Origin of the sequence: Streptomyces longispororuber (assembly GCF_024448165.1) — a bacterium.
GTDB lineage: Bacteria > Actinomycetota > Actinomycetes > Streptomycetales > Streptomycetaceae > Streptomyces > Streptomyces longispororuber_A.
Window position 1 is genome coordinate 17,540 of sequence record NZ_JAMOLN010000090.1, and the last position, 20,633, is coordinate 38,172.

Consider the following 20,633-nt stretch of genomic DNA (forward strand, 5'->3'; position numbering starts at 1 on the left):
CCGGGGGCGCGCGCCGCGTCCCGCCGTGCACCGTTGCCCCGGTGTTTCCGCGCCCCCGAGAGTGGACGCATGACCGCTTCCCCGGGCACGCCCCGTATCCCCACCATCGACCTGCGGCCGTGGCTGTCCGGCGACCCGGACGCCCGCGCCGAGATCGCCGCGACCGTGGACGACGCGCTCAGGACCGCCGGGTTCCTGCTGGTCACCGGGCACGGTGTCGACCCCGCGCTGCGGACCCGGATCCGGGAGGCGGCCCGCCCCTTCTTCCGGCTGCCCGCCGCCGCGAAGGAGCCGTACGCGGTGCGGGTCGGCGGCCGCGGCTGGCTCGGCCCGGGCGCCGAGGCCAACGGCTACGCCGAGGGCACCGAGACCCCGCCCGACCTGAAGGAGTCCCTGTCGTACGCCACGGACAGCGCCTTCGCCGATCCGGCCGTGCACGCCGAGTGGTCCGGCACGAACGTCTTCCCGGACCGGGCTCCCGGGCTGCGCGCTCCGGTGGAGGCGTACCTGGCCCACATGCGGGCCCTGTCCGACCAGTTGCTGGAGCTGCTTGCGGTCGCGCTCGACGAGCCCGGCGACTTCTTCACCCGGCACACCGGACACCCCACCTGGGGCTTCAACATCAACTGGTATCCGGGCACGGAGGTCGTCGGCCCGCCCGAGCCCGGCCAGTTCCGGATCGGCCCGCACACCGACTTCGGCACGGTCACCGTCCTCGACCGGCAGGCCGGCAAGGGCGGCCTCCAGGTCTTCACCGACGCGGGCGGCTGGGAGGACGCGCCGTGGGACCCGGACGCGTTCACCGTCAACATCGGTGACCTGATGGCCCGTTGGACCGGCGACCGCTGGCGCTCAGGGCGCCACCGGGTACTGCCACCGCCGGCCGACGCGCCCGCCGAGGAACTGATGTCGCTCGTCTACTTCTACGAGTGCGATCCGCGCACGAAGGTGGCGCCGCTGCCCGCCCCGAAGGGGAGGGTCGCGTACGAGCCGGTGGACTCGCACGTGTACCTGCGGGCGAAGCTCGACGCGATCACGGTCGGCTGACGTACCCGTCGCACGGCCGCTGTCAGGGGGTTTCACCGGGGGTGCCGACGATCGCGCGGCCCATCAGGGCGGTGCCGACGACGACGTCGCCGGGCCGCAGGGTGTCGCAGGAGTTCGCCGGTGCGGCCGTGTCGACGGTGGCGTCCCCGAGGAACGACAGGTCCTTCTCGCGGAAGACGAGCTCGGCCCGGGTGCCGGGTTCCGCGGGCAGCGCGACGGCGACACCGGTGCGGCCCGCCGCGTCCTTCGCCGCGTCGACGACGAGGAGTCCGGGCAGCCGGGCCAGCGCCCGGTACACCGCGGCCTCGACCCGCGGCGGCAGCCACGACGTGCTGAGCAGCCGGCCCGCGTTCTCGAACGTGGCGCGGTCGCCGGCGCCGCCCCGCGCGCGCAGCCAGCGCGCCATGCCGGCGGTGTCGGTGGGCAGCTTCCGGGCCCTGGCGTACGACGTGTCCGTGTACTGGCCGTTCCTGACGATCGGCCGGTCCACCGGACGGCCGCCGGTGTCCCGCTCCCGGCGCAGGCCGGTGTGCTCGCCGTCGGCCGACACCCACAGCTCCACCAGGCCGTGCTCGTGGCCCTCGCTCGTCGTGGCGCAGTCACCGCCGGGCCTCTTGTCCGGGTCCGTCTTCCAGTAGTAGGCCACGCGCCTGAGGTAGACGAACTCGTCGTCGGCGGCGGGGGGCGCGGTGCGCCGCTCGGCCCGGTCGGCGATCCGCTCCAGGAGCTTCGCGGCGTCCCGCGAGCTCGTCGCCGTGCTCGGCGCGCCGCTCGCCGCGCCGCCGTGCGTACCGCCCTCCGGCCGGACGGACGAGGCGTCCCGCGTCACTGTGACCCCGACGACCACGGCGATGGTCAGCGCCGCGGCGGCGGCCGAGGCCAGGAAGGCCGGCCGGCGCCAGGACGGCCGTACCGGTGCCGGCCGTTGCGGGGCGATCTCGCGCAGCAGGTGTTCCCGCCGGGCGCGGTGGCGGCCCGGCGGCAGGTCCCGGTCGTGGGACGGCGGGATGGCGGTCATGGGCGTCCCTCCTTCGGCGGCCCGGCCGCGGACGACCGGTCGCCCTTCGTCTGTCCTGGCCCGGCGGCGAGTTCCTCGGTGAGCCGGGCCCGGGCCCGGGACAGCCGCGAGCGGACCGTGCCGACGGGGATGCCGAGGGCCTCGGCGGCGGCCGCGTAGTCGAGGCCGCCCCAGACGCACAGGGCGAGCACCTCCCGCTCGGCGCGGCGCAGCCGGTGCACGGCGGTGCGGACGGCGCGCAGGTACGCGGCGTCGTCGAGGCGGCCCGCGACGTCGTCGGCGATGTCACGGACCGGCTCGGGCGGCGGGACCCGGGACAGCGCCGCGGCGTGCCGGCGGGCGGTGCGGCGGGTGTTGCGGGTGACGTTCGTGGCGATGCCGAGCAGCCATGGGCGCAGCGAGCCGCCGTCCGGGGCGGTGCGGGCGCGCAGCCGCCACGCTTCCAGGAACGTCAGCGAGACGACGTCCTCGGCCACCGACCAGTCGCCGGTCAGCCGGAAGGCGTGGTTGTGGACGCTGCGCGCGTACGCGTCGAAGAGCTCGGCGAACGCCCCGGCGTCGCCGTCCCTGATCCGCGCCCGCAGCGCGGACCGGTCCCCCTGCTCCGTCTCCACACCCTTCAACTGTCCGTACGGCGAAGGCCGGTTCCCGTGACGTGCGTCACAGGGAACCGGCCTTCGGTGTACGGGAGTTGCGCGTCACACCCCGGCGTACGAGTGCTTGCCGGTGACGAAGATGTTGACGCCGTAGTAGTTGAAGATCCAGCAGGCGAAGGCGATCAGGGCCAGGTAGGCGGCCTTGCGGCCCTTCCAGCCGGCCGTCGCGCGGGCGTGCAGGTAGGCGGCGTAGGCGACCCAGGTGATGAACGACCAGGTCTCCTTGGGGTCCCAGCCCCAGTAGCGGCCCCAGGCGTCGCCCGCCCAGATGGCGCCCGCGATGATCGTGAACGTCCACAGCGGGAAGACGGCCGCGTTCACCCGGTAGGAGAACTTGTCGAGGGACTGCGAGGCGGGCAGCCGCTCCATGACGGAGGTCGCGAACCGGCCGGGCTTGCCGCCGCTCGCGAGCTTGTTCTCGTAGCTGTCCTTGAAGAGGTACAGGATCGTGCCGACCGCGCCGACGTAGAAGACCGCGCCGCAGAAGATCGCCGTCGAGACGTGGATGTACAGCCAGTACGAGTGCAGCGCGGGCACCAGCTGGTCGCTGGCGGTGTACAGGACGGTGACGGCGAGACCGAGGTCGAGCAGGACCGTGGTGACCAGCGGGAGGCCGAGCCAGCGGACGTTCTTCTTCAGCGCGAGCAGCGCGAGGTACACGCCGACGGCGACCGTGGAGAACGTGATGTTGAACTCGTACATGTTGCCCCACGGGGCGCGCTCCACCGAGAGCGCCCGGGTGACCACACCGACGAGCTCGACGAGGAAGCCGAGCGCCGTGAGCGAGATGGCGATGCGGCCGTAGAGGTCGCCCTGCTCGTCGCCGCCGGAGGCACCGGGCCCGTCCGGTACGTCGCGGGCGCCGGCGGCGGCGCGGGTGACGACCTGGGGCCGTTCCAGGACGGCCGTGCCGCCGTTCTTCTGCTGCACCGTGACGGCGGGCGCGGCACCCGCGGCCGCGGCGGCCCCGGCCTTGCCGGTCAGGGCGGCGGCGGTGCGGCCCACCTTGCTGCGGCTGCCGAAGATCCACTCGGCCATGTTCGCGAAGAAGGCCAGCAGATAGACGGCCATGGACGAGTAGATGAGGACGTTACTGGTGTGCGCCAGATTCTCGTTGGCTGCGGCGGCGAGAGTCACTTCTCAGCCCCTTCGGCGGCAGGAACAGCTGTGGATGAGTCGGGGGTTTCGGGGGCGCTGGGCGCCTCGGTGTGCAACTGGTCGACCAGGTGGCCGAGCTCCTCGGGGAGCTTCGCGGACTCGCTGCGGCCGAGGCCCGCCATCTCGACGACGGTCACCCCGTCCGCGCCCCGGACGGCCCGCACCCAGACGCGGCGGCGCTGGATGAACAGGGAGCCGGCCAGACCGAAGATCGCGGCGACGGCGCCGGTGAGCGCCCAGCCGTCGCCGGGCTGGTGGGTGATCTGGAAGCTGGCCCACTCCTTGACGTCCTTCTCGAAGGTGATCGAGCCGGCGCCGTTCGGCAGCTTCATGGTCTCGCCGGGCAGCAGCCGCTTCTTGAGCAGTTCCCCCTTGGAGTCCTTGAACTTCTTCATCTTGGAGGTGTCCAGCTGGTACACGTTCTGCGGGATGCCGGAGTCGACACCCAGGCTGCCGTGGTACGCGGACAGCGCCAGGACGGGGAAGTCGAGCGCGGGGAACTGGGAGAACATGTCGCCCTTGCCGGAGCCCGCGAAGGTCGGCACGAAGAAGGCGTTGAAGCCGAGCTGCTCCTTCTTGCCGTTCTTGTCGCGGTAGCCGTCCATGACCTTGATGGCACCGCTGGAGGTGACGTTGGAGTCCATGGGCAGCAGCGCGACGGACTGCCGGGAGACGATCTTGCCCTTGCCGTCGCGGACGGTGACCGTCGGCGCGTAGCCGTGGCCGTTCAGATAGACCTTGGTGCCGTCGATCTCGAGGGGCTTGTTCACCTCGATCGAGGTCTTCTTGTCCTTGCCGTCGGTGCCCTCGCTGTACGTGACGTCGGCGCGGTAGGTGCGCGGGGTGCCCTTGTTGGGACCGTTGCGCTCGTAGGTGCCGACGAACTTGTCCAGCTGGAAGCTGAACGGGGCGAGGTCGGTGTCCGTGTCGAAGAGGCTGCCGGACTTGAAGTCGTCGTACATCGACAGGGTGTTGGAGAAGCCTCCGTCGCCCTCGACGATCAGCTTGCCGCCCTCGGACTTGAACAGCTGGCCCCAGGCGAAGGCGATCAGCATCACGATCAGCGCGATGTGGAAGATCAGGTTGCCGGCCTCGCGCAGATAGCCCTTCTCGGCGGCGACGGCGTCACCGGCGACGTGCGAGCGGTAGCGGCGCTTCTTCAGGATCGTGAGCGCGGCCGCGCGGACGTCGTCCGGGGCGGCCTCGGTGCGCCACGTCGCGTACGCGGGCAGCCGGGTCAGGCGCTTGGGCGCGGCCGGTGCGCGGCCGCGGAGCTGGCCGACGAACTGCCAGGTGCGCGGGACGATGCAGCCGATCAGCGAGACGAACAGCAGGATGTAGATCGCGGAGAACCACACCGAGCTGTAGACGTGGAAGAGCCCGAGCTTCTCGTAGATCGGGGAGAGGGTGGTGTGCGCCTTCTCGAAGTCCTCGACCTTGAGCGGGTCCGTGCCGGTCTGCGGGATGAGCGAGCCGGGGATCGCGCCGAGGGAGAGCAGGAACAGCAGGATCAGCGCGACCCGCATCGAGGTCAGCTGCCGCCAGAACCAGCGCACCCAGCCGATGACGCCGAGCTTGGGCAGGGTGGGCGCCCGGTCCTCCGTGGGGGCCGTGCTCAGCTGGGACGCGGCTTCGAGCTCGGTGGCCTCCGCACTCGCCGCCGACTCCTGCTCGGCGGGCTTGCGGTCGTTCGTCGTCTTGCTCATGGATCAGATTCCCACCGTGAAGCCGTTGGACCAGGTCTGCATCTGCTGCACGAGGCTGTCCCAGACCCCGGTGAGCAGCAGGACGCCGGTCAGGATCATCATGATGCCGCCGATCCGCATCACCCAGGCGTAGTGCTTCTTCACCCAGCCGAAGGCGCCGAGCGCCTTGCGGAAGGCGATCGCGGCGAGCACGAAGGGCACGCCGAGTCCGATGCAGTACGCGACCATCAGTATGGCGCCGCGGCCCGCGCTGCCCTCCTGGAACGCGAGGGTGTTGACCGAGGCGAGCGTGGGACCGATGCACGGGGTCCAGCCGATGCCGAACAGGGCGCCGAGGACCGGGGCTCCCACCAGGCCGGTCACCGGCCGCTTGTGGAAGCGGAATTCGCGCTGCGTCATCCACGGCATGAAGCCCATGAAGAAGATCCCCATGAGGATCATGAGGACGCCGAGGACCTTGGTCAGGACGTCCTGGTACTCCTGGAGCGTCGAGCCGAAGTAGCCGAAGAGGGCGCCGCCGGAGACGAACACGGCGGTGAAGCCGAGGACGAAGAGGCCGGCGCCGGCCGCCATCCGCCCCCGCCGGGCCTCGACCAGGTCGGTGCCGCTGACCCCGGTCACGTAGGACAGGTAGCCGGGGACGAGCGGCAGGACGCAGGGCGAGAAGAAGGAGACCAGGCCGCCGAGGACGGCGACCGGGACGGCGAGCAGCAGGGCACCGCTGGAGACGGTGTGGTTGAGACCGTCCTCAGCGGCGAGCGCGACGAGTGTGGGGGACACCGCCGATCACTTTTCCGCGATGACGGGGTCGATCATCTCGCGCAGCTTCTTGTCGTTGAGCGCCTGCAGCGAGCGCGCGGCGATCTTTCCGTCGCGGTCGATGACCAGGGTGTTGGGGATGCCCTGCGGGTTGAGCGTGCCCTTGTCGAACTTGAGGAGCAGCTTGCCCGAGGGGTCGTAGAAGCTCGGGTAGGTGACGCCGTAGTCCTTCTCGAAGGCGATGGCCTGGTCGGACTGCGGGTCACGGGTGTTGATCCCGATGAACTGGACGTCCTGGTCCTTGGTCTGCTCGGAGACCTTCGCGAAGTACTTCGCCTCGGCCCGGCAGGGCGCGCACCAGGAGCCCCAGACGTTGACGACGAGGACCTTGCCCTTGTAGTCCGCGGTGCTCAGGGCCTTGCCGCTGAGGTCCTTTCCGGCCAGCACGGGCGCGTCGTGGCGGTCGCCCTGCTTGACGGTGGAGATGCCTCCGGAGTTCGTCACGAAGTTCGTGTTGTTGCCGCCCCCCGAGGTGCCGCCCGAGCTGCACGCCGTCAGCGCGAGGGCCGCGACGGCGGCTCCTACGGTCAGCTTGGCGGCGCGGCGCGTGGTCGCGGCAGTGCGGGGGGCGCGGCAGGCGGCACTCATGTGAAAAGTTTCGCATGTCTGTTTAGGGGATCTTCCGCACCCCCCTCGTGGCGAGAAAAGGCCACTTCAGGAGGGGTTTGCGAGGAACTTCTTCCAGCCCTGCGCGGGCCGCTGACCGACGTCCAATGTGCGCATTTTGTCCAGGACTTCGGGGTCCTGCGCGTCCATCCAGTCGACGAACTGGCGGAACGAGACGAGCCGCACGTCCCCGTGCTTCTCGGCGGTCCCCGCGATGTGCTTCAGCGCCTCCTCGACGGCATCCATGTAGATGCCGCCGTTCCACTCCTCGAAGTGGTTGCCGATGAAGAACGGCGCCCGGTTCGTCTCGTACGCCCGCCGGAACCCGGAGATGTACGCCTGGGCGGACTGCTTGCGCCAGCCCGGATAGTTGTAGGACGGCGCACGCGTGGTGTTCAGCGACTGGTTCGCCAGCATGTTGTAGTCCATCGACAGGACCTCGAAGCTGCGCCCGGGGAACGGGACGGCCTGCAGCGGCAGGTCCCACACGCCCTGTTTCTTGTCCGGCCAGCGCTGGCGGCCGCCGGGCGAGGACGCGTCGTAGCGCCAGCCGAGCTCGCGGGCGGTCGGCAGCAGGTTGCTCTGGCCGAGCAGACACGGCGTACGGCCGCCGACGAGTTCCTTGTCGTAGTCGAAGGGCAGCGAGGGCAGGTCGTGCCGGCCCGTGTTCGTCCGCCACTCCTTGACGAAGGAGGTGGCCTGGTCGATCTCGCTGCGCCACTGCGCGGGCGTCCAGTTGGCGACGGTGCCGGTGCCCGCGCAGAAGTGGCCGTTGAAGTGCGTGCCGATCTCGTGGCCCTCCAGCCACGCCCGGCGGACGTACTTCAGCGTCTCCTCGATGTGGGCGTCGGTGAGGTAGCCGATGTCGGAGGCGCCCACCGCGTTGTTCGGCGGGTGGTAGAGGCGCTTCTTCGACTCCGGGAGCAGGTACAGGCCCGAGAGGAAGAAGGTCATGTGCGCGCCGTGGTCCCGGGCGAGGTCGAGGAAGCGCGGGAACAGTCCGTTGCCCACCTCGCCCGCGCCGTCCCAGGAGAAGATCACGAACTGCGGTGGCTTCTGGCCCGGTTCGAGCCTCTCGGGCGCGGCGGGCTGGTGCGGCTGCCTGCCGGTGTACGACGTCGAGCCGTCACCGATGGGTTTGCCCGCCGGCTTCCTGGGCGGGCCGGGGTGGCCCTGCCGGCCGGGCGTGACGGTCGGGGGTTCGCCGGTGCCCGATCCGCAGCCGGCCAGTGCCAGGGCCGCAGCCGTACCTGCACCGATTCCGATTAGTCCCCTGCGACTGACATCGCGCATACCGTCCCCATTCGTCGCGCCGTGCACCCATTCATGACGGGCACACAGTTAGAGGGCGCGACAAACACGCAGGTTCCGATAAGTCGGACGTATTTGCGGTGTTTTGGTGGGGGAACGGCGCGGACCACCGGTTGACGGCGGTCCGCGCGGAGTCCGAGCCGTCAGGCGCCGAACGCCTTGTCCTTGCCCTTGACCGGCTTGGCGCCGGCCAGCAGGTGGGCGGGGACGAGGTCGCGGGCCGGCTCGGTGTAGCCGACGGACACGATCTTGTCACCCCGGTACGTGAACGTCGTCAGCGAGGCGAGCGTGCACTGCCGCTTGCGCGGGTCGTGCCACAGGCGCCGCTTCTCCACGTAGCTGCGCACGATCCAGATCGGCAGCTGGTGGCTGACGCAGACCGCCTCGTGCCCGCGCGCCGCGTCCTTCGCCGCGTCCAGCGCGCCCATCATCCGGACGACCTGGTCGATGTAGGGCTCGCCCCACGACGGCTTGAACGGGTTGACGAGGTGCTTCCAGTTCTCCGGGTTCTTCAGCGCACCGTCGCCGACGCCGAAGGTCTTGCCCTGGAACACGTTCCCCGCCTCGATCAGCCGCGGGTCCGAGTCCAGGTCGAGGCCGTGCGCCTTGGCGATCGGCGTCGCCGTCTCCTGCGCCCGCTCCAGCGGGGAGGCGACGACGTGCGTGACGTCGCGCGAGGACAGGTGCTCGGCGACCCGGTCGGCCATCCGCCGGCCGAGGTCGGAGAGGTGGTAGTCGGGCAGCCGCCCGTACAGGATCCCCTCCGGGTTGTGCACCTCGCCGTGGCGCATGAGGTGGACGACGGTGATGTCGTCGTTGCTCTTTACGCTCATGCCGTGGCCTCCGCAGCCGCCCGCGCGGCAGCCGGGAGCGCGGCGGCGATGCGCTCGACCGCCCGCTCGTCGTGGGCGGTCGAGACGAACCAGGACTCGAAGGCCGACGGCGGCAGGTAGACGCCCTGGGCCAGCATCGAGTGGAAGAACGGGGTGAAGCGGAACGACTCCTGCGCCTTGGCGCCGTCGTAGTCGCGCACCTCGTCCTCGGTGAAGAACACGGAGAACATGTTGGAGGCGTTCTGCACGCGGTGCGCGACGCCCTCCTTGGTGAGCGCCTCGGTGACGAGGCCGCGCAGCTGCTCGCTGACCGCGTCGACCTTCGCGTATGCGGCGTCGTCGAGCAGCCGCAGCTGGGCGAGTCCGGCGGCGGTCGCGATCGGGTTACCGGACAGGGTGCCCGCCTGGTAGACGGGACCGGCCGGGGCGAGGTGGGCCATCACGTCGGCGCGGCCGCCGAAGGCCGCGGCCGGGAAGCCGCCGCCCATGACCTTGCCGAAGGTCATCAGGTCGGGGACGACGCCGTCGACGCCGAACCAGCCGGCCTTCGACGTACGGAAGCCGGTCATCACCTCGTCGGAGATGTACAGCGCGCCGTTCTCCTGGCACACCGCCTTCAGCCCGGCGTTGAAGCCGTCGCGGGGCGGCACGACGCCCATGTTGCCGGGCGAGGCCTCCGTGATGACGCAGGCGATCTCGCCGGGGTGCGCGGCGAACGCGGCCCGCACGGCCTCGATGTCGTTGTACGGCAGGACGATCGTGTCGCCGGCCTGCGCGCCGGTGACGCCCGGGGTGTCCGGCAGGCCGAACGTGGCGACGCCCGAGCCGGCGGCGGCCAGCAGCGCGTCGACGTGCCCGTGGTAGCAGCCGGCGAACTTGACCACCTTGGCGCGGCCGGTGAAGCCGCGGGCGAGCCGGATCGCGGACATGGTGGCCTCGGTGCCGCTGGACACCAGCCGGACCTGCTCGACCGGAGCGATCCGGTCGACGATCTCCTCGGCGAGCGCGACCTCACCCTCACCCGGCGTGCCGAAGGACGTACCGCGCGCGACGGCCGCCTGCACGGCCGCGATGACCTCCGGGTGGGAATGGCCGAGGATCATCGGCCCCCACGAGCAGACGAGGTCGACGTACTCGCGTCCGTCGGCGTCCGTCAGGTACGGACCGGTACCGGACACCATGAACCGGGGCGTACCGCCGACGGCGCGGAACGCACGCACCGGGGAGTTCACGCCACCGGGAGTGACCACGGCCGCACGGTCGAAGAGCCCCTGCGAAACGGGTGCCTCATAGGGATAGGGGGTGTTGTTCGCCTCTGCCATGCCTCTCAGCGTACGGCCCGTCCACTCGGCCCCCTCCGCACGGACCCGCGGCGCCCTAGACTCTGCGTATCAGAACCCCGTGGGCCGGCACTCGCGCAGTTGTTCCGTCCCGACGTTTCGGCGAGTGACCGTGGGGGAGGTCACTGACACGATGATCGGGTTGCGCGTCGGCGGTCGCGCGGCCTAGAAAAGGGCGTGGCGCCCTGGAACAGCAGTCGGGTGGAGATATGCATCGCGGTGGCGGCGGACTGGGTGAGGGGACCGATGACCTGGGCCCCCGGCGTGCCCGGCGGGGGAAGCACCGGCGCGACGACCGCGGCATGGCGGCGGGGAGCGGAAGCGGGAGCGCGAGCGGGAATGGTGGCCGGGTGGGGGTGACGTACAAATACTTCGGCGCGCCCGACGGCGCGACGGCGGCCCGCGTCCCGATCTCCATGCGCCCCGAGGAGCTCGGCGGTGACGAGCTGGGCATGGGCGGCATGTTCACCAAGATCAAGCCGGAGACGATGGCCGCGATGGTCCTCACCGGCATAGAGGGCATACCCCTGCACAAGGTCCCGCCGCTGGAACTGGTCGTCCTCCACCCCGACTACGCGGTGGTCAAGCTCCCCATGACGGTCGTCGACCCGCTGCGCGGGCTCGGCGAGGAGTCGGTGGGCGCGGCGGCGTTCATCTGGTCGACGGTCCCGGACCGCGGCGGCCCCCGCGACGCGTTCAACGTGTACCAACTCCTGCACGAATGGCAGGACTTCAGCCACCGGCTGCACGACGCGGGCCACCAGGCCTACTGCCTGGTCTGGCCCTGACCGGTCTCCGGGTCCACCGGACCGCCGAGGTGCACGGGCCCCGGCACCGCGTCCAGGCACGCGGCCGAGCAGGCCTGCACGAGCAGCGGCAGCACGTCCGTGGCCACCTGCCGTGACACCCACCCCCACAGCGCCCGCCCGTCGGCGAGCTCCGTGTCGCAGACGCTGCAGCGCCGCCCGGCGGGCACCGGCTGCGGCCGCCGGGACACCCGCGGGAACGGCGGGCGGTACTTGAAGTTGCCGTACAGGGCCCGGGTGCTGACCGTGCTGTCGCGCAGCCCGGCGCAGCGCGTGATCTCGTACGGGAACCAGTGCAGCCGGTACGAGGTGTACGGGTCGAACTGCTCCAGGCCCGTCATGGCGCCGATCTCCGGCGGGATCCGCACCAGGTTGCTGCCGTACAGGAGGAAGTGCCTGACCTCGGTGAGCTTCGCGATCGTCGGCGGGAGCGTGACGATCTGGCGGCGCTCGTCCGGGGCGAGCTCGGTGAGCGGCCGGAACACCTCGCGGCCGTCGGCCGCCGCCTCCTCGACCAGCTCGAGGAGGCGCAGCCAGCCGGGGGCCGAGGTGTCCTGCCGGTCGGTGTGCAGCTCCACGGGGCGGCCGGGCCCCGCGAAGCAGTCGCACCGGTCGACGGCGCTCGGCCCCTCCCCGGCGAAGCGGTTGCCGTACACGCGCGCAGGCGGCTCCGGCCGCTGATCATCCCCACCCATGGCGGCACAGTAACGGGATCACAGCCGCGGCGGACCCGCTTCGATGCGCCTCAGCACGGCCTCGTACGCATCGATGAACCCGCCCGTCTGCAGCTGTCGTTCGTCCCACCAGGTGGCGCCCGCGTCGGCGAGCGGGCCGACGACGTCGAGGGCCCCCGACCGGTCGGCGGGGGTGAGCCCGCCGACGACGAACTCGAAGGGCGCGTCGGTGACTTCGCGGTGCTTGCGCACGTACGCGACGACGTCCGCCAGCTGGTCGGGGCGCGGCGGGACGCCGTGCAGCGCGTCGGCGAACAGCGGGGCCGCGCCGTCCCAGCGGGCCGCGCGGCGCATCGGCCGGCGGTTCGGCCAGAAGCCGCCGATCCAGACGGGCGGCCGGGGCTGCTGCGTGGTGGCCGGCAGCAGCTGGGTCCGGTGTACGCGGTAGTGGGCGCCGTCGTGGTCGACGGTCTCGCCCGACCAGTAGCGGGTGAGCAACTCAAGGCCCTCGTCGAGGCGTTCGGCGTGCACGGTCCGGTCGACGGTGTCGCCGAAGCTGCCGTACTCGTCGTCGGCGGGCCCGCCGAGCCCCGCCCCGAAGACCACCCGGCCGCCGCTGAGCGCGTCCAACGTGGCGACCTGGCGGGCGAGTTGCTCGGGCCGGTACCGGGGCACGGCGGCGACCAGGGGGCCGACGCGGAGCCGGGACGTGGCGAGGGCCGCCGCGGTGAGCAGCAGCCACGGGTCGGCGAACGGCTTGCCCCGCTGGACCTGCTTGTCGTGGACGACGTGGTCCCACACCAACAGGCCGTCCCAGCCCGCCTGTTCGGCCGCGACCGCGGTGCGGGCGACGGTGCGGGCGTCGGCGAAGTCACCGAAGTTCGGGATGTTGATCGAGAAGCGCATGACGGCATCGTGGCCCGGGGCGTGCGGGACGGCCACCGGATTGACGGCTCCCGTCAAGCGCACGGCTGCCGTCAGGCCCGGGGTTCCCGTCAGCCACCGCCGGGCGCGGGCCGCCGGGCGCCCTTCACCGTGAACCCGATCACCGCTCCCCCGCCGGCCCGCCGGGCCGCGAACGGCACCCCGTCGTGCGCCGCCGCGACCTCCCGCACGATGGACAGACCGAGACCGGAGCCGGGCAGGCTGCGGGCGGCGGGCGCCCGGTAGAAGCGGTCGAAGACGCGGTCCAGGTCCTCCTCGACGATGCCGGGACCGCGGTCGAGGACCTCCACGCGGACGCCGCCGCTCGTCACCCGGGTGACGGCGATCTCGATGGGGTGCCGGCCGTCGACGTCGAACTTGGCCGCGTTCTCCACCAGGTTGGACAGGGCGCGCTGGAGCTGCGCGGGGCGGCCCTCGATCGTCGTGTCGCCCTCGGTGCGGACGGTGACGGTGCGGCCCGTGCGTCGCCTGGCCAGCGTGGCGACGTCCTCGGCGGTCTCGGCGAGGGCCACCTCGACGACCGCCTCGTCGCTCTCCCGGCCCGCCGCCAGGTGCACCAGCTCGTTGACCAGGTCGGTGAGTTCGCGGGACTCGTCGGCGAGGTCGGCGACGAGTTCCTCGCGGGCCGCGGGCGGCAGCTCCTCGATCCGGCGCAGCAGGGAGATGTTCGTGCGCAGCGAGGTCAGCGGCGTACGGAGCTCGTGGCCCGCGTCCTGGACGAGCCGGCGCTGGTCCTCCGTCGAGCGGGCGAGGCGGCCCAGCATCCGGTCGAAGGACCGGCCCAGGCTGCCGACCTCGTCGCCGCCCTCCACCGGCACCGCGACGTCGAGCCGGCCGGTCGAGGCGACGTCCTCCGCGGTCTCGGCGAGCCGGACGAGCCGCGAGGTGATCCGGCGGGCCAGCCACCAGCCGAACAGGCCCGCCGCGACGACCACCGCCCCGGCGAACAGCAGCGTCCGCTGCTGCAGCTCCCGCAGCAGGTCCTCGGTGTCGCTGAACTCCTGCGCGACCTGCACCGCGCCGCGCCCGCCGCCGAGCGACACGGTGGCCATCCGGTACTCGTCCCCGTCGATCTCCACGTCGTCGTCCTCGGCGAGGACGCCCGCGGTCCGCGCGTCGGCGGTCCTGACCGCTGCCGCGTCGACCGGGAGGCGGGGGCTGCCCTTGTCGACGATCCGGCCGCCGGGGCCGAGGACCTGCACGTCGGTGCCGGCCGGGCGGGTCAGGTCGTCGCGGGGGCCGTCGTGGTCGGGGTCGCCCGAGGTGAAGTCGTCCGGGGCGAGCGTCTGCTGGCGGACCTGGCTGCGCAGGTCGTGGACGACCTCGCCGAAGACGGCCTGCTGGTCGACGCGGACCAGCCGGGCGGCCGAGTCGTAGGAGAGGAAGCCCACGAGGGCGGTGACCCCCGCGGCCACCGCCGCGAACGACACGGCGAGCTTGGTGCGCAGGCTCCGGGGGGTACGTCTCGGTCCTGCGGGTGCCGGTCGAGGGCGGTCGCCCGTCCCTCTGAAGGGGCGCACCTCAGCCCTCCCGCAGGACGTAGCCGACGCCCCGGACCGTGTGGATGAGCGGCATCCCGTGCGGCTCGTCGACCTTCCTCCGCAGGTAGCCGACGTAGACCGCCAGGTTCTTCGAGCCCGGCCCGAAGTCGTAGCCCCAGATGCGGTCGTAGATCGTGGCGTGGTCGAGGACGATGCCGCTGTTGCGGGCCAGCAGTTCCAGGAGGTCGAACTCGGTGCGGGTGAGCTCCAGCTCCCGGGTGCCGCGCCAGGCCCGGCGGGCGGCCGGGTCGATGCGCAGGTCGGCGGCGGTGACGCCCTGCGCATCGGGTTCCTCGGGGCGGTCGGCCGGGGCGGTGCGGCGCAGCAGGGCGCGCAGGCGGGCGAAGACCTCCTCGACGTCGAACGGTTTCACCACGTAGTCGTCGGCGCCCGCGTCCAGGCCCGCGATCCGGTCCGGGGTCTCCACGAGCGCGGTGAGCATCAGGATCGGGGTGCGGTCGCCCTCGGCGCGCAGCACCCGGCAGACCTGGAGGCCGTCGATGCCCGGCATCATCACGTCGAGGACGAGGACGTCGGGGCGGGAGCGGTGCGCCGACGCGAGCGCCTCGACGCCGTCGGCGACGGCCGTCACGACGTAGCCCTCCAGGGTCAGCGCCCGCGCCAGGGCGTTGCGGATGGCGCGGTCGTCCTCGGCGAGCAGCACGGTCGGGGCGGGAGCGGGTGTCGGCACGCTGCCCAGTGTGCCCCCGCCATCTGTGCGCATCCCCTGATCAGGCGTCCGCCAAAGGGCTTCTTACCCGCCTCTCACCCGGCGCGGAAGCGCGGCTTACCTGCCACCAGCACGCTGGCGCCGTACATCAGGTACATCGAGGTACACCGAGCGCCGCCCGTGGCGTCTCGGGGACGGCACCGGGGAGCCCGCCGGGGAAGGCAGTACGCATGAAGATCGTGTTCCTGCTGCACAACGCGTACGCCATCGGCGGCACGGTGCGCACCACCCTCAACCTGGCCGCCGCGCTCGCCGAGCACGGCGGCCACGAGGTGGAGATCGTGTCGATGTCGCGGCACCGGGAGAGCCCCCGGTTCGCCGTGGACCCGCGCGTCGCGCTCGTGCCGCTGGTGGACACGCGGGACGGCAGCCCGGACACCCGGCAGTCCGCGTTCGGGAAGCCCGCACGGGACTTTCCGGCCGCCGAGAAGCGGTACAAGCAGTACACGCTGCTGCACGACCGGCGGGCCCGCGCGTACCTGACGGAGCGCTGCGACGCGGACGTCGTCATCGGCACCCGGCCGGGGCTCAACGTCTACCTGGCGCTGTGGGGGCCGCGGCGGGCGCTGCGGATCGCCCAGGAGCACCTGCGGCACGACGCGCACGGCAAGAAGCTGCGCACCGTCCTGGCCCGGCACTACCGGTCGCTCGACGCGGTCGTCACGATGACGGAGGCCGACGCGGCCGTGTACCGGGCGCGGATGCCGCTGCCGGGGGTGCGGGTGCTGGCCGTGCCGAACATCGTGCCGCCGGCGGCGGTGCCGCCCTCGGACGGCACGTCGAAGATCATCGCGGCGGCGGGGCGGCTCGCCCCGGGCAAGCGCTACGACCTGCTCCTGGAGGCGTTCGCCGCGGTCTCCGTGAAGGAACCGGACTGGGAACTGCGGATCTACGGCGGCGGGGCGCAGGAGCAGCGCCTGCGGGATCTGGTCAGCGGCCTCGGGCTGACCGGGCGGGCCCGCCTCATGGGCGCGGTGTCGCCGATCGAGCCGGAGTTCGGCCGGGCCTCGCTCGTGGTGAGCGCCTCGGACGCGGAGTCGTTCGGGATGACGCTGGTGGAGGCGATGCGCTGCGGGGTGCCGGTGATCAGTACGGACGCGCCGCTGGGGCCCGCCGAGATCATCACGGACGGCGTCGACGGGCGCCTCGTCCCGGTCGGCGACGCGCGCGCCCTGGCCGAGGCGATGGTCGACCTGATCGAGGACGGGCCGGGCCGCAGGTCCATGGCCGCGGCGGCCCTGGCGTCGGCGCACCGCTACGACCCGCAGCCGATCGTCGCGCACTATGGCTCGCTCTTCACCCAACTCCGCGCCTCGCGACGCCGTCGTACATGGCAACGGTTCCGTGCCCGGGCCGCCAACTGGGCACGCAGAAAGGTCCGTTCGGCACGCGGTGCGTGGCCGGGCCGACCAGGGGGGACACCCGATGACCGGCGACGCTCTACCCCTTCCCACGGCACCGCACGGCCCCGGCATTCCTGACGCCGGCGCGGTGCCCCCAGGACCGCCCGCCCCACCAGGACCTCCGGCCCCCGGGTCCCGGTGGCGGCGGGCCGCCACGGGGCGGGAGGCGGTCCGATCCAGTCGGTGGCGGTCCGCCTTCCGCCCCGCCACCGTGCCGCCCGGCGACCGCTGGCTCGCCACCGTCGCGGCGCTCTACTTCCTGGCCCAACTCACGCTCGTCGTCACCCGGTTGGGGCACGGCCTCGGCTGGGACGAGGCCGTGTACGTGTCGCAGTACGACCCGCGCGAGCCGGCCGCCTTCTTCAGCGCGCCGCGCTCCCGCGGCACGAGCCTGCTGACCGCGCCGTTCGTCGCGGTGACGGATTCCACGGTCGCGCTGCGGATCGGCCTCGCCGTGCTGTCGTCGGCCGCCCTGTACGGGGCGTTCCGCGTCTGGCGGCCGTTGGTCGGGACGCGGACGACGGCGTTCGCCGCGCTGCTCTTCGCGAGCCTGTGGATCACGGTCCTGTCCGGTCCGATGGCGATGCCCAACCTGTGGGTGGCGCTGGGCGCGGTCGGCACCGTGGGCTGGTTCCTGCGCGGCGGCCGGTGGCAGCTCGCCCTGTGCGTCGCGGTGGTGGCGCTGTTCCGGGCGCCGGACGCGGTGTGGCTGGTGCTGCCGCTCGCCGCGTACGCCCTGGCCGTACGGGACCGGCGGCGCGCCCTGCCGTACCTCGCGGCGGGCCTGGCCGCCGGGCTCGCCCAGTGGGTCGTGGAGGCGTACGTCCGCTGGGGCGGCGTCACCGAACGGCTGCGCGTGTCGAGCGCCACCGAGGGCGACATGGGCCTGCACCTGAACCTGGGCACGGCCTGGCGCGCCGTGAACGGTCCGCTGCTGTGCCGCCCCTGCACGGCGGGCGCTCCGTTCCAGCCCGGACTCGCTCTGTGGTGGCTCGCGCTGCCGCTGCTCGCGGCGGCGGCCGGATACGTCGCGGTCCGCGACCGCCGGGCCGCCCCCGGCCTCGTCCCGCTGGCCTGCGCGGTGGCGCTGAGCGTCCCGTACCTGCTGCTCATCGGCTACTCGGCGCCCCGCTTCCTGCTGCCGACGTACGCCCTGCTGTCGCTCCCGGTGGCGGTGCTGCTGCGCCGGCTGCGCCGGCCGAGGCCCCTGGCGGTCGCCGCGGTCACGGTCGCCGCGCTCCAACTGGCGTCCCAGTACACGGTGCTGCACCGCCAGGTCGCCTCGACCGCGGCGACCGACGCCCGGTACGTCGCCGCCGCGCGGGGCCTGCGCACGATGGGCGTGACCCCGCCCTGCCTGGTGACCGGCCCGCGCGCCCTGCCCATCGGCTACGCGGCGGGCTGCGCCTCGGCCCAGACCAAGGGCAACAACGCGTCCACCACCCGTGCCGCCCTCCTCCGCCGGGCCGCCCGCATCCCCACGGCGCTCCTCACCGAACCGGGCCACCGCCCGCCGGCCTACGCCCGCGACTGGACCCCGTACGAACTCCCGCACACGTCCGGCTGGACGGCGTGGAAGGCGCCGGTCCCGTACCGGCTGCGACCGCTGGGCCCCTGAACCGAGCGGTGAGCCGGTCAGTCGCTGTAGTGGTACCGGGCCTTGAGGATCTTCACCTCTTTGTCGTCGGCCCGGTAGACGAGACGGTGCTCGTCGTCGATGCGGCGCGACCAGTAGCCCGACAGGTCGCCCTTGAGCGGCTCCGGCTTGCCGATCCCTGTGAAGGGATCACGCTGGATCTCACCGATGAGACGAACGATGCGGCGCACCGTCTTGCGGTCGGCCGCCAGCCAGTACTGGAAGTCCTCCCAGGCGGCCGGGTCGAAGTCGGCGTCCCTCACTCACTCCTCACCCGCCAGGTTCCGCAGTTCGTCCACCGTCCTGGTGACCGCGCTGCGGCCCTCACGGTCGCGCGCGACGGCCTCCATGAGGCGGCGCGCATTGGCCGGGGAGCGCAGGAGGTAGATGGTCTCCTGCCAGGCGTCGTAGTCCTCGGCCGACATGAGGATGGCGTCGCCGCCCTTGGAGTGGATGCGGACCGGCGCGTGGTCGTCATTGACCTTCTTGATCAGCGGAAAGAGATCCCGGCGCGCCTCGCTGGCGGTCAGGGCCATGTCGCACTTCCTCTCACTCAACGGTACGGAAACCCGTACCAGACCGGTACGGAATTCCGTACCGGTCTGGTGAGGAGGTGTACCCAGATCACTCGGCCCGCAACGCCGCCAGCCGTTGCTCGAACGGCACCAGGTTGGTACCGAAGGCGCTGTCGGGGTCGACGGAGGTGATGGCGCCGGTCAGGGAGCGGGGGGCGATGGCGGCGGTGGTGTCCACGTCCGGGCCGGCAGTCCGGGCAGGAGCCATGTAGCGGGCGAGTTCGTGGCCGGCGCGTTCGATGCGGGTGGCCAGGCCGTCTTCGCCCCAGTCCTCGGAGGCGGCGTAGACGGCGGTGGGCAGGACCAGGGCGCGCAGGTAGGTGAACAGGGGGCGCAGGGCGTGTTCGGTGACCAGGGAGTGGCGGGCGGTGCCGCCGGTCGCGGCGACCAGGACGGGCTTGCCGGTCAGTGCGTCCTTGTCGATGACGTCGAAGAACGATTTGAACAGGCCGCTGTAGGAGGCGGCGAACACCGGGGTCACGGCGATCAGGCCGTCGGCGGCGGCCACCGCGTCGAGCGCGGCGGCCAGGCGGGCGGGCGGGAAGCCGGTGACGAAGTGCTGGGCGATCTCGGTGGCCAGGTCCCGCAGCTCGATGACCTCCACCTCCGCGTCGACGCGCTCCGTCGTCGCCGCGGTGAGGCGGTCGGCGAGCAGCCGGGTGGACGAGGGAGAACTCAGTCCCGCCGAGACGACGACGAGCTTCACTTCGCACTCCCTTCAGGGGCGTCGGACTTGGCGGCGACGCGGGCCGCGTGGGTGGGGGCGTCCGGCACTGTGGCCGGGCGCTGGTTGGCGAATTCCTTGCGCAGGACCGGGACGACTTCCTCGCCGAGCAGGTCGAGCTGTTCCAGGACGGTCTTGAGCGGCAGGCCGGCGTGGTCCATCAGGAACAGCTGGCGCTGGTAGTCGCCCACCACGTCACGGAAGGCCAGGGTCCGCTCGATCACCTGCTGCGGGGAGCCCACGGTCAGCGGGGTCTCGCGGGTGAACTCCTCCAGCGAGGGGCCGTGCCCGTAGACGGGGGCGTTGTCGAAGTAGGGGCGGAACTCGCGGACCGCGTCCTGGGAGTTCTTGCGCATGAACGCCTGCCCGCCGAGGCCGACGATGGCCTGCTCGGGGGTGCCGTGCCCGTAGTGGGCGTAGCGCCGGCGGTAGAGGTTGACCATCTGCTGGGTGTGGGAGGCGGGCCAGAAGATGTTGTTGTGGAAGAAGCCGTCGCCGTAGTAGGCGGCCTGCTCGGCGATCTCCGGCGAGCGGATCGAGCCGTGCCAGACGAACGGCGCCACCCCGTCCAGCGGGCGCGGGGTCGAGGTGAAGGACTGCAGCGGCGTGCGGAACTTGCCCTTCCAGGTGACCGTGTCCTCGTCCCACAGCCGGCGCAGCAGCGCATAGTTCTCGATCGCCAGGTCGATGCCGTCGCGGATGTCCTTGCCGAACCAGGGGTAGACCGGGCCGGTGTTGCCGCGGCCCATCATCACGTCCACCCGGCCGTCCGCGACGTGCTGCAGCATCGCGAAGTCCTCGGCGATCTTCACCGGGTCGTTCGTGGTGATCAGCGTCGTCGACGTGGACAGGATCAGGCGCTCGGTCCGCGCCGCGATGTAGCCGAGCATCGTGGTCGGCGACGACGGCACGAACGGCGGGTTGTGGTGCTCACCGGTCGCGAAGACGTCCAGACCGACCTCCTCGGCCTTCTGCGCGATGGCGAGCATCGCCTTGATGCGCTCGTGCTCGCTCGGCGCGCGTCCGGTCGTCGGGTCGACGGTCACATCTCCGACGGTGAAGATCCCGAACTGCATGCTGCTCACCTTCCGCAGGTTGTTGACTG

General features: G+C 72.2%; 21 protein-coding genes. 4 read left to right on the forward strand and 17 right to left on the reverse strand.

Going from position 1 to position 20,633, the window contains the following annotated elements:
* The first annotated feature begins 69 nt into the window (after nt 1-69).
* On the forward strand, nt 70-1,047 hold the full coding sequence (locus tag M4J07_RS24305; protein WP_255975110.1) for an isopenicillin N synthase family dioxygenase: 978 nt from the start codon (nt 70-72) through the stop codon (nt 1,045-1,047).
* A 22-nt stretch (nt 1,048-1,069) separates the two neighbouring features.
* Here the strand turns inward: M4J07_RS24305 and M4J07_RS24310 are convergent, their stop codons facing one another.
* The 9 genes from M4J07_RS24310 to hemL all read right to left on the reverse strand — a co-directional run bounded on the left by M4J07_RS24310 (nt 1,070) and on the right by hemL (nt 10,476).
* Nucleotides 1,070-2,065: a CU044_5270 family protein gene (locus tag M4J07_RS24310; RefSeq protein ID WP_255975111.1), complete on the reverse strand. Its 996-nt coding sequence runs from the start codon at nt 2,063-2,065 to the stop codon at nt 1,070-1,072.
* Nucleotides 2,062-2,679 (reverse strand): RNA polymerase sigma factor, encoded by a 618-nt coding sequence (locus M4J07_RS24315; protein ID WP_255975112.1) that lies wholly within the window; start codon nt 2,677-2,679, stop codon nt 2,062-2,064. Before M4J07_RS24315 ends, M4J07_RS24310 begins: the two co-directional genes overlap by 4 nt.
* An 84-nt stretch (nt 2,680-2,763) precedes the next feature.
* Entirely contained in the window at nt 2,764-3,858 is a 1,095-nt protein-coding gene (ccsB, locus tag M4J07_RS24320; RefSeq protein ID WP_255975113.1) for a c-type cytochrome biogenesis protein CcsB, read from the reverse strand.
* Nucleotides 3,855-5,585: a cytochrome c biogenesis protein ResB gene (gene resB, locus M4J07_RS24325; protein WP_255975114.1), complete on the reverse strand. Its 1,731-nt coding sequence runs from the start codon at nt 5,583-5,585 to the stop codon at nt 3,855-3,857. Before resB ends, ccsB begins: the two co-directional genes overlap by 4 nt.
* Before the next feature lie 3 nt (nt 5,586-5,588).
* Nucleotides 5,589-6,365 (reverse strand): cytochrome c biogenesis CcdA family protein, encoded by a 777-nt coding sequence (locus M4J07_RS24330; RefSeq protein ID WP_255975115.1) that lies wholly within the window; start codon nt 6,363-6,365, stop codon nt 5,589-5,591.
* Nucleotides 6,366-6,371: 6 nt separating this feature from the next.
* A complete protein-coding gene (locus M4J07_RS24335; protein ID WP_255975116.1) occupies nt 6,372-6,992 on the reverse strand; it encodes a TlpA family protein disulfide reductase in 621 nt (206 codons plus the stop codon).
* Nucleotides 6,993-7,058: 66 nt separating this feature from the next.
* On the reverse strand, nt 7,059-8,303 hold the full coding sequence (locus M4J07_RS24340) for a hypothetical protein (RefSeq protein ID WP_255975117.1): 1,245 nt from the start codon (nt 8,301-8,303) through the stop codon (nt 7,059-7,061).
* Nucleotides 8,304-8,464: 161 nt separating this feature from the next.
* Complete coding sequence (locus tag M4J07_RS24345) at nt 8,465-9,154, reverse strand: histidine phosphatase family protein (protein ID WP_255975118.1); 690 nt, start codon at nt 9,152-9,154, stop codon at nt 8,465-8,467.
* A complete protein-coding gene (gene hemL / locus M4J07_RS24350; protein WP_255975119.1) occupies nt 9,151-10,476 on the reverse strand; it encodes a glutamate-1-semialdehyde 2,1-aminomutase in 1,326 nt (441 codons plus the stop codon). Before hemL ends, M4J07_RS24345 begins: the two co-directional genes overlap by 4 nt.
* A gap of 227 nt (nt 10,477-10,703) precedes the next feature.
* Here hemL and M4J07_RS24355 point away from each other — a divergent pair, with 227 nt between their 5' ends.
* On the forward strand, nt 10,704-11,282 hold the full coding sequence (locus tag M4J07_RS24355; RefSeq protein ID WP_255975120.1) for a hypothetical protein: 579 nt from the start codon (nt 10,704-10,706) through the stop codon (nt 11,280-11,282).
* Here M4J07_RS24355 and M4J07_RS24360 read toward each other — a convergent pair.
* From M4J07_RS24360 to M4J07_RS24375, 4 genes are all read right to left on the reverse strand, one after another.
* Entirely contained in the window at nt 11,261-11,995 is a 735-nt protein-coding gene (locus M4J07_RS24360; RefSeq protein ID WP_255975121.1) for a leucine-rich repeat domain-containing protein, read from the reverse strand. The two genes, M4J07_RS24355 and M4J07_RS24360, sit on opposite strands and share 22 nt — an antisense overlap.
* Nucleotides 11,996-12,013: 18 nt before the next feature.
* The gene (locus M4J07_RS24365) at nt 12,014-12,880 is read right to left on the reverse strand and encodes an LLM class flavin-dependent oxidoreductase (RefSeq protein WP_255975122.1); all 867 of its coding nucleotides are present in this window, start codon (nt 12,878-12,880) and stop codon (nt 12,014-12,016) included.
* 89 nt (nt 12,881-12,969) lie between these two features.
* Nucleotides 12,970-14,349, reverse strand: coding sequence for a sensor histidine kinase (locus M4J07_RS24370; RefSeq protein ID WP_308284770.1), 1,380 nt, complete (start codon nt 14,347-14,349; stop codon nt 12,970-12,972).
* A 91-nt stretch (nt 14,350-14,440) separates the two neighbouring features.
* Nucleotides 14,441-15,184 carry a response regulator transcription factor gene (locus M4J07_RS24375; protein ID WP_374215076.1) on the reverse strand — a complete coding sequence of 248 codons (744 nt, stop codon included), beginning with the start codon at nt 15,182-15,184 and terminating at the stop codon, nt 14,441-14,443.
* A 176-nt stretch (nt 15,185-15,360) separates the two neighbouring features.
* Between M4J07_RS24375 and M4J07_RS24380 the strand changes: the two genes are divergently transcribed.
* Both M4J07_RS24380 and M4J07_RS24385 read left to right on the forward strand, forming a co-directional pair.
* Nucleotides 15,361-16,671, forward strand: a complete 1,311-nt coding sequence (locus M4J07_RS24380; protein WP_255975124.1) for a glycosyltransferase family 4 protein — start codon at nt 15,361-15,363, stop codon at nt 16,669-16,671.
* A 133-nt stretch (nt 16,672-16,804) separates the two neighbouring features.
* Nucleotides 16,805-18,211: a hypothetical protein gene (locus tag M4J07_RS24385; protein ID WP_255975125.1), complete on the forward strand. Its 1,407-nt coding sequence runs from the start codon at nt 16,805-16,807 to the stop codon at nt 18,209-18,211.
* A gap of 17 nt (nt 18,212-18,228) precedes the next feature.
* Here M4J07_RS24385 and M4J07_RS24390 read toward each other — a convergent pair whose 3' ends face one another.
* The 4 genes from M4J07_RS24390 to M4J07_RS24405 all read right to left on the reverse strand — a co-directional run bounded on the left by M4J07_RS24390 (nt 18,229) and on the right by M4J07_RS24405 (nt 20,604).
* Nucleotides 18,229-18,492 carry a Txe/YoeB family addiction module toxin gene (locus M4J07_RS24390; protein WP_255975126.1) on the reverse strand — a complete coding sequence of 88 codons (264 nt, stop codon included), beginning with the start codon at nt 18,490-18,492 and terminating at the stop codon, nt 18,229-18,231.
* A complete protein-coding gene (locus M4J07_RS24395; RefSeq protein ID WP_255975127.1) occupies nt 18,493-18,765 on the reverse strand; it encodes a type II toxin-antitoxin system Phd/YefM family antitoxin in 273 nt (90 codons plus the stop codon).
* Nucleotides 18,766-18,853: 88 nt separating this feature from the next.
* Complete coding sequence (locus M4J07_RS24400; protein ID WP_255975128.1) at nt 18,854-19,510, reverse strand: CE1759 family FMN reductase; 657 nt, start codon at nt 19,508-19,510, stop codon at nt 18,854-18,856.
* Entirely contained in the window at nt 19,507-20,604 is a 1,098-nt protein-coding gene (locus M4J07_RS24405; RefSeq protein WP_255975132.1) for an LLM class flavin-dependent oxidoreductase, read from the reverse strand. The genes M4J07_RS24400 and M4J07_RS24405 overlap by 4 nt, the downstream gene beginning before the upstream one ends.
* Nucleotides 20,605-20,633 lie beyond the last annotated feature (29 nt).